Annotated in this window: 12 protein-coding genes; 4 read left to right on the top strand and 8 right to left on the bottom strand. The window is 59.6% G+C overall.

What is annotated here, in order from left to right; translation table 11 throughout:
• Positions 1-34: 34 nt before the first annotated feature.
• Together LG373_RS11340 and LG373_RS11335 are read right to left on the bottom strand one after the other, a co-directional pair.
• Positions 35-688 carry a LysR family transcriptional regulator substrate-binding protein gene (locus LG373_RS11340; protein ID WP_225749822.1) on the bottom strand — a complete coding sequence of 218 codons (654 nt, stop codon included), beginning with the start codon at positions 686-688 and terminating at the stop codon, positions 35-37.
• Between the two features lie 15 nt (positions 689-703).
• Complete coding sequence (locus LG373_RS11335) at positions 704-2,047, bottom strand: phenylacetate--CoA ligase family protein (protein WP_114566289.1); 1,344 nt, start codon at positions 2,045-2,047, stop codon at positions 704-706.
• Between the two features lie 274 nt (positions 2,048-2,321).
• Here LG373_RS11335 and LG373_RS11330 point away from each other — a divergent pair, with 274 nt between their 5' ends.
• Positions 2,322-3,254 (top strand): LysR family transcriptional regulator, encoded by a 933-nt coding sequence (locus LG373_RS11330; protein WP_114566171.1) that lies wholly within the window; start codon positions 2,322-2,324, stop codon positions 3,252-3,254.
• Between the two features lie 140 nt (positions 3,255-3,394).
• On the opposite strand, the gene LG373_RS11325 is transcribed toward LG373_RS11330, so the two are convergent.
• The 3 genes from LG373_RS11325 to LG373_RS11315 form a co-directional block, all read right to left on the bottom strand.
• A complete protein-coding gene (locus tag LG373_RS11325; protein WP_225749821.1) occupies positions 3,395-4,918 on the bottom strand; it encodes an IMP dehydrogenase in 1,524 nt (507 codons plus the stop codon).
• A gap of 213 nt (positions 4,919-5,131) precedes the next feature.
• Positions 5,132-6,523 carry a sodium-dependent transporter gene (locus LG373_RS11320; protein WP_114566169.1) on the bottom strand — a complete coding sequence of 464 codons (1,392 nt, stop codon included), beginning with the start codon at positions 6,521-6,523 and terminating at the stop codon, positions 5,132-5,134.
• A 158-nt stretch (positions 6,524-6,681) separates the two neighbouring features.
• The gene (locus LG373_RS11315) at positions 6,682-8,133 is read right to left on the bottom strand and encodes an aminopeptidase (protein ID WP_216528708.1); all 1,452 of its coding nucleotides are present in this window, start codon (positions 8,131-8,133) and stop codon (positions 6,682-6,684) included.
• Between the two features lie 249 nt (positions 8,134-8,382).
• Here LG373_RS11315 and LG373_RS11310 point away from each other — a divergent pair, with 249 nt between their 5' ends.
• The gene (locus LG373_RS11310; protein WP_225749820.1) at positions 8,383-11,496 is read left to right on the top strand and encodes an ABC transporter ATP-binding protein/permease; all 3,114 of its coding nucleotides are present in this window, start codon (positions 8,383-8,385) and stop codon (positions 11,494-11,496) included.
• Positions 11,497-11,682: 186 nt separating this feature from the next.
• Here the strand turns inward: LG373_RS11310 and LG373_RS12340 are convergent, their stop codons facing one another.
• Both LG373_RS12340 and LG373_RS11300 read right to left on the bottom strand, forming a co-directional pair.
• Positions 11,683-12,015, bottom strand: a complete 333-nt coding sequence (locus LG373_RS12340) for a type II toxin-antitoxin system RelE/ParE family toxin (protein WP_216528706.1) — start codon at positions 12,013-12,015, stop codon at positions 11,683-11,685.
• Positions 11,999-12,364 carry a delta-aminolevulinic acid dehydratase gene (locus LG373_RS11300; protein ID WP_114566165.1) on the bottom strand — a complete coding sequence of 122 codons (366 nt, stop codon included), beginning with the start codon at positions 12,362-12,364 and terminating at the stop codon, positions 11,999-12,001. The genes LG373_RS12340 and LG373_RS11300 overlap by 17 nt, the downstream gene beginning before the upstream one ends.
• Positions 12,365-12,581: 217 nt before the next feature.
• Here LG373_RS11300 and ngr point away from each other — a divergent pair, with 217 nt between their 5' ends.
• Together ngr and LG373_RS11290 are read left to right on the top strand one after the other, a co-directional pair.
• Positions 12,582-13,184, top strand: a complete 603-nt coding sequence (gene ngr / locus LG373_RS11295) for a nigerythrin (RefSeq protein ID WP_114566164.1) — start codon at positions 12,582-12,584, stop codon at positions 13,182-13,184.
• A gap of 154 nt (positions 13,185-13,338) precedes the next feature.
• Complete coding sequence (locus LG373_RS11290; protein ID WP_114566163.1) at positions 13,339-13,914, top strand: carbonic anhydrase; 576 nt, start codon at positions 13,339-13,341, stop codon at positions 13,912-13,914.
• 145 nt (positions 13,915-14,059) lie between these two features.
• On the opposite strand, the gene LG373_RS11285 is transcribed toward LG373_RS11290, so the two are convergent.
• Positions 14,060-14,770, bottom strand: a complete 711-nt coding sequence (locus LG373_RS11285; RefSeq protein ID WP_225749819.1) for a thermonuclease family protein — start codon at positions 14,768-14,770, stop codon at positions 14,060-14,062.
• Between the last annotated feature and the right edge of the window lie 38 nt (positions 14,771-14,808).

Raw genomic sequence — 14,808 nt, 5'->3', positions numbered from 1 at the left:
GCTGCCGTTTCGCCTACACGCGACGGCAACCTACTTAGAATCGAGCGTACTTGACCAGGTTCTTCTTCAACGTGTCCACGAAACGCTGGGCATTCTCATCCAGCTGCTCGCCCTTGCGCACCACGTAGCCCAAGTGCAGCGACACATCGGTATCAAGCGGCACGGTGTTCAGCCCGGCGCCGTCGGAAATACCCACCAAAATGCCGCTCGTCACCGTATAGCCGTTCAGTGCCACGATCAGCTCCGAAAGCGACGCGCGGTCGGTGCAGGCAATGCTCTTGGCACGCGGCACGCCCGCAAGCGCCTCTTCGGCGAAGGCAACCGGAGAATCCTCGTCCTGCTCGAAATACAAGTAGGGATAGTCCTCCATATCCTCCAGAGTAAGGCTGGCAGCGTTCACCATGGGGTGGCTGGCCGGCAGCGCAACGCGCGGGGCCGACTCGATAAGCTCCACGAATTCAAGACCCGCTTCGTCAAGCGCAGCGTTCAGCGTTTCAGCGGAAGCCGACGTCTGAAACAGCACGCCCAGCTGGCTTTTCCCCGACGCAACATCATCGATGACGCCCTGCGTGCTGCGATCGCGCAGCGCATACGCGTACGCATCGCCGCCCAAAGCCAGAACCACATGGGCGAACGTCTGCACGTTGAACAGATAGTGCTGACCGGAAACTGCAAAGGTGTTAGCCATGGGTAGAATCCTTCCCTATCGAGTCTGGCAGCTGCGCTCGTCAACGAAGCGCGACGCCTTGTGCTCCGACGACGTTCCCAGCTTACCCGCATCATACACGATGACCTTCTGCGGACGCACGCCCACATGCGCCTTGATGGCCGCCATCGTGCGCTTCGCCACCTCGTCGTAAGGCTCGTCGCTACCCAGCGCACGCTCCACGGACACTTCGTACTTGCACGTGAAGTCCTGCTCGTACACGCGAATGGAATACTCGCCCGTCAGCCCTTCCAGGCCGCGCACCACGAACTCGATATCGCTCGGGAACACGTTGACGGCGCTCACGATGAACATCTCGTCCTTACGGCCCGTAATGTGAATACGTGCAAGCGTGCGGCCACACTCGCACGTATCGGTGCTCACGTAGCCGATATCGCCCGTACGGAAGCGAATCATCGGGCGCGCCTTCTTGCTCAAAGTGGTGTACACCAGCTCGCCCGTCTCGCCCGGAGCCAGCACCTCGCCCGTGTTCGGGTTCACCGTCTCGACCAGAATCTGGTCCTCCACGATGTGCAGGCCGTCGTGGGCCTCGCACGCCGCAGCGCATGCACCGTAAATGTCGGACAGGCCGTAGAAGTCAACAACCTTCGCGCCCCACAAGTCCTCGATGCTTTCGCGCGTGGATTTGATGGAACCGCCCGCCTCGCCAGCAACGATGATGGTGTGGATGTTGAAGTCGGTGCGCGGGTCGTATCCCTTCTCCTTCGCCACCTCGCCCAAATGCCATGCATACGAAGGCGATGTCCAGATAACCGTCGGCTGGTACTGCTTCAGCACGAACAGCAGACGGTCGGACGGCACCGCGCCCACCCAGATGGCCAGCGCGCCCAGCCGCTGCGCGCCGATGACGTCGGGGCCGCCCACGTACAGCGCGAAGTTGAGCGCGTGCACGTAGCGATCGTTCGGGCGCATACCAGCCTGCCAGAACAGACGCGCCTCGGTGTCCTGCCACAGGTCGAAGTCCTCCTGCGTGAACGGGCTCACCGTGGGCACGCCCGTGGAACCCGAAGACGTGGCCATGAAGATGACCTCTTCCTCGGGCACCGAGCACATCTCGCCGAAGAAGCTTCCCACGTGCTGCGTTTCACGCTCGGTCTTCTTGTCGATGAACGGGAACTTCGCAATGTCCTCAAGCGTTTCGATGTCGGAAGGCTTCACGCCGGCCTCGTCGAACGCGCGCTTGTAGTACACGGTATTCTCGTACGCGTAGGCCACCATATCCTGCAATCGCTGCAGCTGCAGCTCCTCCAGCTGGGGCCGCGGCATGCACTCGATCTCCGGATCGTAGTACTTCTGATCGTAGGGGATGTCCTTCGCCATGAAATGCTCCTTGTTCGTTTCGTCTTTCGCGCTGCCGCCGCGCACCGTCGACCGAAATCGCTCAAACGACTCGCCGAGTTGCGCGGCGCGCGCTTCCCTGAAGAAAGAAACGCCCGCATGCGCCGAATCGTTTTGCGCGCGAAGCAGCGTATTGCATGAAACCACGAACAGCCGCTCAATACAACCATATAAGTCATTCAATGTTTTGATGCTTTGCTATCGATATTGACGATAACCCGGTAGAATAGCGACCAGAACGAAGAAAGGGGTCCTTATGACGCTTCAACAGCTCCGCTACTTAATAGCCATCGCAGAATACGGATCCATCAACGCCGCCGCGCAAAACCTGTACGCCTCGCAGTCGAACCTGTCCACCGCCATAAAAGAACTGGAAAGCGAACTGGGCATCACCGTGTTCACGCGCAGCAACCGCGGCGTCACCCTCACCAATGACGGCACGGAGCTTTTGGGGTACGCCCGCCAAGTGGTCGAACAGGCCGACATGCTGGAGGCGCGCTACCAGAACAAGGGAGCCGCGCACCTGCGTCTTGCCGTGTCCACGCAGCATTACGCGTTCAGCGTGCAGGCGTTCGTGAACGTAGTGGAAGCATGCGATGCCTGCGACTACGAATTCATCCTACGAGAAAGCACCACGGCGGAGATCATCGACGACGTGCGGGCGTTTCGCAGCGAAGTAGGCATCCTCTACACCGACAGCTTCAACCGACGCGTCCTGCAAAAAGCCTTCGACGACGCCGATGTGGCGTACGCGCCCCTTTTCGACGCCGACGTCCACGTGTTCGTCGGCGAGCACCATCCGCTTGCGAAGCGCGACCGCATCGCGCCCGACGACCTGGCACCCTTCCCGCGTTACTCGTTCGAGCAGGGAACCACCAACTCGTTCTACTATTCCGAAGAGCCCCTGAGCTATCTTCCGCACGCGCGCAATATCCGCATTTCGGACCGCGGCACGCTCACTAACCTGCTGACCAGCCATAATGGCTACACACTGTCCACCGGCGTGCTTTCGGCCGAAATGCAATCCGGCATAGCCAGCATCCCCTTGGATACCGACGAAGGCGAGCGCATGCAAGTCGGCTACATCATGCACAACGAGCGACGCCCCAGCCCGCTGCTGCTGCGCTACATCGAAGAACTCCATGCCATCATTCACGCGAATCCCAGCGTGGAAGCCCGGGAAGACTGATCGAGCGATTCGCGCCCGACTCCGAAACGCCCACCCTGCCCGACGCGCCGAGCACTCCCTTTGCACCGTGCTCGGCGCGTCAAAAAAGCGGGACGACCCGAAGGCCGCCCCGCTCGCGAATCCGTTTTTCCGACCGCGCCCTAGTGGCTCGTGTTGCTCACGTAGGGGGTCTTGTCCTTCAGCAGAACGTCGTGCGCGCCGCCTTCCACAATGGACGTGCTGGACACGATGGTCAGCTTCGCCTTGTCCTGCAGCTCGTCAATGGTAAGCGCGCCGCAATTGCACATGGTGGAGCGCACCTTGGAAAGCGTAAGCGCCACGCCGTCCTTCAAAGCGCCGGCATACGGCACGTAGGAGTCGACGCCCTCTTCGAACGTCATGCCCTTCTTGTCGCCGCCCAGGTCATAGCGCTGCCAGTTGCGAGCGCGCGCCGAGCCTTCGCCCCAGTACTCCTTCATGTACGAACCGTTCACCATCACCTTGTTCGACGGGCTCTCGTCGAAGCGTGCGAAGTAGCGACCCAGCATGACGAAGTCGGAGCCCATGGCCAGCGCCAGCGAGATGTGGTGATCGTACACGATGCCGCCGTCGGAGCAGATGGGCACGTACACGCCCGTCTCCTTGAAGTACGCGTCGCGCGCAGCGGCAACCTCGATGGTGGCCGTGGCCTGGCCGCGGCCGATGCCCTTCGTCTCGCGCGTGATGCAGATTGAACCGCCGCCGATGCCAACTTTGATGAAGTCGGCACCTGCATCGGCCAAGAAGCGGAAGCCCTCGGCGTCAACCACGTTGCCCGCGCCGATCTTCACGGTGTTGCCGTAGTGCTCGCGCACCCATTCGATGGTGAACTTCTGCCAGTCGGAGTAGCCTTCGGAGCTGTCGATGCACAGCACGTCAACGCCGGCTTCCACCAACGCGGGAATGCGCTCGGCGTAGTCGCGCGTATTGATGCCGGCGCCCACCATGTAGCGCTTGTGGTCGTCCAGCATTTCGTTCGGGTTGGACTTATGGGAATCGTAGTCCTTGCGGAACACCAGGCTGACCAGGTGATCGTCCTCGTCAACGATAGGCAGCGAATTCAGCTTGTGATCCCAGATAATGTCGTTCGCCACTTTCAGGGACGTGCTGACCGGGGCCACGATCAGCTTCTCGCGCGGAGTCATGAAATCGGCGACCTTCTCGTCCAAGGACATGCGGGACAAGCGGTAGTCGCGCTCGGTTACCACGCCGAGCAGCTTGCCGGTAGCGGTGCCGTCCTCGGTCACGGGCATGGTGGAGTGGCCAAGCCTCTCCTTCAGCTCTACAACCTGGGCCAGCGTCATGTCGGGAGACAGGTTGGCGTCGCTCGTGACAAAACCAGCCTTGTAGTCCTTCACGCGCGACACCATCGCGGCCTGGCTCTCAATGGACTGAGAACCGTACACGAACGACATGCCGCCCTCGGTGGCAAGCGCCACGGCCATGCCGTCGTCGGACACGGCCTGCATGATAGCCGAAATCATGGGGATGTTCAGCGAAATGGGGCACTCTTCTTCGCCCTTGCGGTACCTGACCAGCGGCGTCTTCAGGCTGACGGCAGCCGGAACGCACGTAGACGGCGAGTAGCCGGGAACCAAAAGGTACTCGTTGAATGTACGGGACGGCTCGTCGAAATAATAGGCCATGAACTCCTCCATCTGCTGTCGGCATGTCGCTTCGCTCGCGCGGCCGGCGCGGGCGACGGTCGGCAAGGGGACGACGTGCGCGAACGCCCCGCATAGCAACCGTTACTCAAGTGTTATCCGCTATTATAGCCACGGGAAAGCCGGAAACGCGAGGTTCCGCCCGGGAAAACTCCGAATATGAAGAAATATTCGCGTCGCAGTTCGCGAAAGACGCTATCCAAGCCCCATCCACGTGCGAACGATAGGCACGTAGCCCATCACGAACACGGCCAGGATAAGAACGGGCAGCACGAACCGCATGTATCCTCGAGCCCACCGGGGAAAGCCAAGGCCCTTGCCGGTGTCGGCCTCGGCCACGAACGCCTTCCAACCCCATCCGCGCTTGCTCGTGCAGAACAAAAGGAACACGAGCGCGCCCAGCGGCAGCACGTTGTTCGACATGAGGAAGTCCTCGATGGCCTGGATATTACCGATGCCCGGCACCTCCACGCCGGCCCACACGTTGAAGCCCAGCACGCAAGGCAGCGAAAGCAGCGCCAGCGCAATGCCGTTCACCAGGCAGGACTTCTTACGGGACCAGCCCCATTGATCCATGCCGAAGCTCATAATGTTCTCGAACACCGCGATCACGGTCGACAGGGCGGCAAAACTCATGAACAGGAAGAACAAGGTGCCCCACAGCTGACCGAACGGCATTTGCTCGAACACGCTGGGCAACGTGATGAACACGAGGCCCGGGCCGCTTCCGGGCTCGACCCCGAAAGCGAAGCATGCCGGGAAGATAATCAGACCCGCCATAAGCGCAACCAGCGTGTCCAATCCCGCGATGCGCACGGCTTCGCCCGCCAGCCGATGACGCTTGTCAATATAGCTGCCGAAGATGGACATGGACCCTACGCCCACCGAAACCGTGAAGAACGCCTGACCCATGGCGGCAAACACCGCATCGGCAAACGTTCCCCACCCGCCTGCGAACAGCTTTCCGAAATCGGGCATGAGATAGAACTCGAGGCCAGCCTCGGCTCCCGGAAGCGTGATCGCGCGGACGCACAGCACGGCCAACACGGCGAACAGGGCAACCATCATGAGCTTCGTAACGCGCTCGACGCCGTTGCGCAATCCGGCGCGCGTCACCAGCACGCCAATGACGACCACCGCAAGCATGAACGCCGTCATCTCCAAGGGATTCGCCAACAGCCCGTTGAACACGCCTTCCACGCCGGAAGCGTCCATGCCGTTGAACGTGCCCATTGCAGTGAGCAGCATGAACGCCAGCATCCAGCCGGCCACGGTGGTGTAGAACATCATGAGCAGGTAGTTGCCCGCCAAAGCCGCCCACTTGAACCGGTGCCATTTGGACCCCTGCGGCTCCAGATCGTCGAAACTGCGCGCGACGCCTTTTTGGCTCGCGCGGCCGACGGCGAATTCCATGACCAAAATGGGCAACGCGAAAATAACCAGGAAAAGAAGGTACAGCAGCACGAATGCCGCGCCACCGTACTCGCCGGTAATGTAGGGGAAACGCCAAACGTTGCCCAACCCAATAGCGCATCCCGCACTGATGAGGATGAACCCCAACCTTGATCCAAACTGCTCCCGAGCCATAAGCGCCTCGCTATCTGAAAGCGCCCGAACCGGACAGCGGCTCGGGCGCGCACGTACAATGCGAGCAGTGTAGCGGAAAGGGGGCCGAAGCACCAGCAATATAATCGACTCGTGCGCACGCGATCGACCACGTGCGCACGAGTTTTGGAATCGACGCGCTACGCGTTCTTCAAAAACGCTTCGTAGCCCTTGAACGCCTCGTAGATGTCGGCTTTGCTCGTAACCTCCCACGGGGAGTGCATCGACAACACAGGCACGCCCGAGTCGATAACGTCCATGCCGTGCTCGGCGGGAATGTAGGCGATGGTCCCGCCACCGCCCGCATCCACGCGGCCCAGCTCGGCCGTCTGGAACGACACGCCGGCATCGCCCATGATGCGGCGGATGCGCGCCATGTATTCGGCGCTTGCGTCGTTCGAACCGCTCTTGCCGCGCGCGCCGGTGTACTTGTTGAACACCAGGCCACGACCTAAGAAAGCGGAATTCTTAGCCTCGAAAACACTCGCGTATGCAGGATCGAATCCTGCGGACACGTCGGAGGACAGCATGCTCGACGAAGCCAGCGCGCGAGCCAACGGCAAAGGACCGCCCTCGCCAGCAAGCTCCATGACCTCGGCTATCGTGTTCTCGAAGAATCGCGAGGCCATACCGGTAGCGCCCACGCTGCCAATCTCCTCTTTGTCCACCAGCACGCATACCGCGGCCTTGTCGAGCATCTGATCCGCCATGGCCAGCTGCGCGGCCAGGGACGTGAACGCGCATACGCGATCATCCTGCCCATAGCCGATGACCATGCTGCGGTCGAAGCCCAAGTCGCGCGCACGACCGGCCGGCACCACTTCCAGTTCAGCCGAAAGGAAGTCCTCTTCGGCGATGTCGTACTTCTCGGCCAGCAGCTTGAGCGCGAACGCCTTCACCGGCTCCTTTTCCGCCAGCTTTTCGAAAGCGGGCCTGTCGTCCGCCGCTTCAGACGTCGCTTCGCCTTTGCCTTCCCGCTCGATCAGAAGCGGACGGTTTCCCACCAGCAGGTCAAGAGCCTCCCCTTCAACGACTTCCGACGCCTTCTTGCCCATCTGCTGGCTCGCCAGGTGAATGAGCAAATCGGTCACGCAGAATACCGGGTCGCCCGGATCGTCGCCCACCTGCACGTCCACCACGGAACCGTCGGTCTTCGCCACCACGCCATGCAAAGCAAGCGGCAGCGTAACCCACTGGTAGTGCTTGATGCCGCCATAATAATGCGTGTCCAGAAGCGCGAAGTCGTTCGCCTCGTACAACGGATTCTGCTTGACGTCAAGGCGCGGCGAATCAATGTGCGCACCCAGAATGTTCAAACCGGCCGTCAGCGAACCGGCACCCAACTGCACTAAAATGAGCGCCTTGCCATGGGCGAGCGCCCATACCTTGTCGCCCGGCTTGAGCGTCCGACCTTCGCTCACAGCAGCCGCCAAAGGCCGGTAGCCAGCGGCCTCGGCCATGGTCACAGCAGTTGCCGCGCACGCACGCTCGGTTTTGTTTTCGGAAATGAAATCGATGTACTCGGCAGCTAGATGCTCAAGAGCTTCCAGGTCAGCTTCGTCGTACTTTTTCCAGGCTGTCTCGTGTTCCATACGCTTCCTTTCGCACGTCCGTTAGTTCAGGGTCATTATCGCTGCTGACGCCGTGTATGAAGGGCCTCGCAAGGAATTTCTTGAAGAAACCAAGGTAGGATGTTCAAGGTAACCGTTCGGTAACTCGGTGGAGATTGGGAATTCGCGGTTTATTCGAAGCGAGAAAATTTACTATAGAAACTAAACTAATTGCAAACGCACATTGCGCGCCGTGCACCCGGCAACGAGTCGCGCATTGAAAGGCGCCCCATGCTGCAACTTCTGAACATCTGCAAGTCCTACACTACAGCCGATTTCACCCAAACCGCCCTCGACAACGTATCGGTGTCCTTTCGCGATAACGAGTTCGTCGCCATTCTGGGTCCTTCCGGCTCGGGCAAAACAACCCTGCTGAACATTGTGGGCGGCCTGGATCACTACGACTCCGGCAACCTTATCATCGACGGCATATCCACCGAGCAGTACAAAGACCGCGATTGGGACGCCTATCGCAACAACCGCATCGGCTTCGTGTTCCAAAGCTACAATCTGATCCCGCATCAAACGGTGCTTGCCAACGTGGAATTGGCGCTTACGCTATCAGGCGTTTCTCGCGCAGAACGCCATGATCGGGCGGTCGAAGCGCTGCGCAAAGTAGGACTGGGAGATCACGTCAACAAAAAGCCCAGCCAACTGTCCGGCGGCCAGATGCAGCGCGTCGCCATCGCGCGCGCACTCATCAACGACCCCGAAATTCTTCTTGCCGACGAGCCTACCGGCGCGCTCGATTCGAAAACGTCGGTGCAGATCATGGACCTGCTGACTGAAATCGCGAACGACCGCCTTGTGGTCATGGTCACGCACAACCCCGAGCTGGCCGAAGAGTACGCTACCCGCATCGTCACCCTTGCCGACGGCGTTATCCGCGCGGACACCGATCCCTTCGACCCCAGTTCGGAGGATCTACGCGTCAGCGACAAGCCCGTACGCCGAACGAACATGTCGTTCCTGACCGCACTTGCACTGTCGTTCAAGAACCTCATGACGAAAAAGGGTCGCACGCTCATGACGGCGTTTGCGGGGTCGATCGGCATCATCGGCATTGCGGCCATCCTTTCGCTTGCCAACGGCGTGAACAACTACATTAAGAACGTCGAAGAAGAAACCTTGTCCGAATACCCGCTGCAAATCCAAAGCACCGGATTCGACATGACGTCGATGATGCTGGGAGCCGCCGGCGTTGAGAGTGACGTTTCAGCAGGTCAGGAAGCCGCAGAAAGCGACGGAGAAGACACTGTCCGCGTGGCTGAAATGATCACCAACATGGTTTCAAGCATTGGATCGAACGACCTGGCGTCGCTCAAGGCGTACTTCGACAGCGGCGAAAGCGATATCGATCAGTACACGAACGCAATCGAGTACACGTACAACGTCGCGCCGCAGATATACAGCTCGAACACCGAAAAGCTCCGCCAGGTGAACCCGGACAAATCGTTCTCGGCGCTGGGGCTGGGCTCGACCACCAGCTCGAACAGCCTCATGTCCATGTCCATGAGCACCGACACGTTCTACGAAATGCCCAGCGATCCCGACCTGTACGAAAGCCAATACGACGTGAAAGCGGGCAGATGGCCCAGCAACTACAACGAGGTCGTACTCGTGCTAACGGGGAACGGAGCCATCAGCGACCTCATGCTGTACACCATGGGCCTTCGCGACTCGGCCGAACTTGACGACATCGTGAAGAAGTTTGCCGCAGAAGAAGAGATAACGGCTCCTACCGACATCGAACAGCCCTCCTACGATCAAATTCTCGACGTGTCGTTCAAACTGGTGAACGCCACCGATTATTACGTCCGCGACAACGAGTTCGGCGTCTGGAAGGATAAAACCGATGACACCAACTACATGCTGGATCTGGCGTCGAAAGGCGAGGACGTCAAAATCGTAGGCATTGTCCAGCCGCGCGAAGACGCAACCGCCACTATGCTCAGTTCGGGCATCAACTACCCCGCGTCCCTCACCAACCACGTGATCGAGCAGGCAGCCAACAGCACCATCGTGAAAGACCAGTTGGCAAACCCCGGCACCAACGTGTTCACTGGAAAGCCCTTCGGCGAAGAGGATGAAAACGACGGCGGCTTCGCCATGGATTCGCTGTTCACCATTAACGGCGACGCCCTGCAAGCGGCATTCACCATCGACCAAAGCAAACTCTCGGTCGACATGTCCAATGCGCTCAACCTGTCGTCCGGGCTTCAGAACATGCCAGCGGTCCCCGAGCCGAACATGGACGAGATCGCCGGGAAGATCAAGTTCGAGGTCACGCCCGAGCAAACCCGCGACATCGTCGATAACGTCATGGCCGGATACAAAAAGTACCTGCTCACCCATCCGATCGACCCTAGCGATCCCGACGCGTTCAACAAGAGCTTCTCCGATTACATGGCGACGCCCGAAGCCCAAGCCATCATCGTCGCATCCGCAGCGGGCATTGCGACGGAAAGCGACCTGCAAGCTCAAATCGCCACCGCCCTGCAAGGCTATATGCAAACGACTATGACCACGTACATGGGAGCCATGGCAACCGAGCTGCAAACGCAGGTCACCGCCGCGCTGCAGCAATCGATGAACCAGATGGCCGCCAACATGGCCTCCGCCATGTCCATCGATCCCGACAAGTTCAAAGACGCGTTCCAGATGAACATGAGCGAAGAGGAATTGGGCGAGCTTATGATGTCGCTCATGAGCAGCGAAGACGCCTCGTATGACAACAACCTCAAGAAACTGGGCTACGCCGACCTCAACAAACCAGGCGCTATCGACATCTATCCTGTCGATTTCGAAAGCAAAGAAAAGGTCATCGAGATTCTGGACGCCTACAACGATCGCATGACCACCGAAGGCCAGGACGACAAGGTGATCACGTACACCGATTTCGTAGGAACGCTCATGTCCTCGGTTACCGACATCGTGAACATGATCAGCTACGTGCTGGTGGCGTTCGTGGCCATTTCGCTTGTGGTATCGTCCATCATGATCGGCGTCATCACCTACATTTCGGTTCTCGAACGCAAAAAGGAAATCGGCATCCTGCGCTCCATAGGCGCGAGCAAGGGCGATATCAGCCGCGTGTTCAACGCCGAGACCATCATCGTGGGCTTCACGGCCGGGCTTATCGGCATCGGCACCACCGCGCTTGCCTGCATCCCCGTCAACGCGATCGTGTATTCCCTGTTCAACGTAGCCGACGTAGCGTCGCTGCCGTGGCAAGCCGCCGTTATCCTGGTTGCCATCAGCGTGTTCCTCACGTTCCTGGCCGGCCTCATCCCCTCGAGCGCCGCAAGCCGCAAAGACCCCGTGGAAGCGCTAAGAAGCGAGTAGTACGACAGCCCTCGCCCACGAACGCTAACGCTTCGCACCGCCTTTTCGAGCGAGCGGCCCAAACAGGTCGCTCGCTTTTTTATGCGGAACGCAGCGCGGCGAAGGGGCAGAACAAGGGCATGCACCGCGGCCTTTCGTCCCCCTGCCGCAGCCCTCGCGCCGCGCCCGCGCTCCGCTCCTCGCCCCTTACTCCGAACCACCCCATTCCGTCACGAACCGTTCGTACAGTCGCGCCTGATGAAAGAGCCGCAAGAACCAAACCACCTCGCCGTCTATGCGATACACGATGACGTACTTGAGAACGTAGTGCTCCCTATAGGAACGACCGAGCCAACGAGGTCTGCTGGAAACAGCGTTTATAAACGGACTACATGCTAAAAGTTCCTTTGCGCGATCCACGGCACGCACCATACGTTCAGCAGCATTCGGCGAACCGCAATCAACCATCAGGTACGACAGGACATCTCGAAGATCATCATCGAATGCATCTGCTACGCAAATACTAAAATCCGTATTCATTCCGAATCCCAGCGCGCATATCTTCGTACGTCATATAGCGCCCCTCCTCGATATCGCGCTCAGCCTCCTCAACCCTTTCCCTCACCGAGACCACTTTCTTTTTCAAAGAGCAGTATTGCTCGATCAGCTCCTCGCCCTCGTAGCCTTCCGAGATCAAATGGCGCAGGATATCAACCGTCACGTCTTCGTCTTCCACCTCAAGCGGCTGAAGGAACATCCCTTTGTCGGTCCAAGTGCACAAGGCGTAATCCCCAAAGCCAGCCTTTTCGTATATTTTCGCCGGGATGGTGATCTGCCGCTTGCTCGATATTTTGATAGCTTGAGGCTTCTCCAAAACCGCAACGTTCATATCCTTCTCCTTACCAAGCGCTTGGTTCTTGGTAATAGTATACCATAAGGGTACATCTGTTCGCAATATTAGAGCCGTATGAACTTTGTGCGAAGCCTTGTCATCCGTTTCGATTACCCTCTTGCATGCACCTGGCGTTCAGGGTAGTATTTCAGTTAATGAGATTTGTTCTCATTAAGATGAGAAGACGAACTAAGACGAGAAGGAGCATGCATCCATGAAAGTGCGCGCGCAAATCCCCACCGCTGAGAATTCCACGAACATGAACGGCTTCGGCACGTGCGAAGTTGGCTCCACCCTCGACAACCTGAAGGCTGCCATCGGCGGCGAGACCGGCGCTTCCGCGAAGTACACCGCTTTCGCCAAGGCCGCCAAGGAGCAGGGGTACGACCAGATCGCGCGTCTGTTCGAGGCAACCGCAGCCGCCGAGCAAATCCACATCGGCTTGGAGTACGCCCTGGTCGCCGACATGGAGCCCGGCTACGAGAAGCCCGCAGCTCCTGATTGCTCCGGCGCTCAGACCGACCTGAACCTGATCTCCGGCGCGCAGGGCGAGATCTTCGAGACCTCCGACATGTATCCGGCATTCATCAAGAAGGCTCAGGAAGAGGGCAACGCCAAGGCCGTGCAGGTGTTCACGCGCGCCAAGCTGGCTGAGTCCGTGCATGCCGAGCGTTACCTGGCCGCATACAACGACCTCGACGCTGCCGACGACGACGCTTTCTATCTGTGCCCCATCTGCGGTTATATCCACAAGGGCGAGGATTTTGAGAAGTGCCCCATCTGCTTCTGCCCGAAGGCTTCCTTCAAGGCGTTCTAAGCTAACTTTTTCACCTGCGCAAGAAACGGCCGCCCCATCGGGCGGTCGTTTCGCATTGTTTCATGCCGTTCGACCAACAACACGGACAACGCGAAAGCCCGGCAAACGCCCGTCGTTGCGCTATCATACTACCCTTCAAACAAGAGAGGGCACCATGAACCAACGTCAATGCATTACCGCATCCTCCACCGTCGAGGACATCCTCGCTCACAACCGCTCGTTCGTCGAGCAGCGCGAATTCGAGCGCTACGTCACCGACAAATACCCTGACAAAAAGCTCGCGATCGTCTCGTGTATGGATACGCGCCTGACCGAGCTGCTGGCCGCTGCGCTCGGCCTGAAAAACGGCGACGCGAAGATCATCAAGGTAGCAGGAGGCGAAGTTTCCCACCCGTTCGGCAGCGTGATGCGATCGCTCTTGATAGCCGTATGCGAGTTGGGCGTGGAAGACGTCATGGTGGTTGCGCACACGAACTGCGGAGCGCAACACATGAGCGGCGCGAGCATGGTAGAGAACATGAAACGGCTCGGCGTATCCTCTGAGCGCATTGATTTCGCACGCCATTGCGGCATCGACTTCGACCATTGGCTCGCCGGCTTCGGAGATACCGAGGAGGCCGTACGGAAGAGCGTCGACATGGTGCGCGCGCATCCCGTCATGCCGCCGCACGTGCGCGTCACGGGCTGCGTGATGGATTCGGAAACCGGAGAGCTCGCCATCATCTGCTAAGGGTAAGCCCCGCGCGCAACGAAGAACGCATTGTCGCCCGAAACGTACGGTTTTGCCGCGAAAACCGTACGTTTCGGGCGACAATGTGCTTGCAGCAGTGTGCGCACGACGACGCGCGTACGATGACGTCGGCGACCTCGCAGCGCTACGCCCACAAGTACGTCACCCCGCGCCCTTCCGCGGCGGCCTCGATCCCCCACTGGGCGAACAAGCCGTCGTGATACGTGTCGGGACGATAAGTTTTCGGCTGACCGTAGCCGTCGATCACCTGAATGGCATTCAACATGTACTGCGCGATGACAGCGGGATCGTCGGCCTCGGCGGCACTGGCGGGCAGGGTTCGCCACACGTAGGCAAGCGGACGACCGTACTTGTCAACCTGGCTGGTATCGTACTGCAGCCACAACGTGTCGCCCTCGCCCACAAGCCCCTTCATATGGTCGGACGCCCATACGCCCTCTTCGCGATTACGCTCCTTTTGCGGCGCCACGCTTTCGGGCGTGTCTATGCCGATAAGCCTCACCGACGCTCGCTCGCCATCGGCAAAAAGCACCGCCAGCGTATCGCCGTCCACAACGTGCCGGACCGTCACCTGGTCGAACGCAGCAGGATCCGCGTTCGCACGCTGAACGTCGGTCGAGCGCTTCGCGTCCTGCTCGGCAGCGCGGCGCGCATCTTCCGTTACATGCGCGGCCTCCAACCCGGCAGACGCAGTCGGACGCGCACCCGACCCGTCAGGCGAACCCCCTCCCGACGAAGCAAGCTGCGGCCCCGCCCATGCGGCAACCGCCAGCGCAAGCAGCAGCAAACCGCTTGCGATCCTGCCCGCCGGACTCTTTCCCAGCCGCTTCGCCATGCGCCGCGCAGCTCGCCGAACGTCCCGCTCCTTCACCG

This window comes from Paraeggerthella sp. Marseille-Q4926 (assembly GCF_916618935.1).
GTDB classification, from domain to species: Bacteria; Actinomycetota; Coriobacteriia; order Coriobacteriales; family Eggerthellaceae; genus Paraeggerthella; species Paraeggerthella hominis.
Note: the sequence above shows the minus strand (reverse complement) of the source record. Positions and strands in the feature narration are given on the sequence as shown.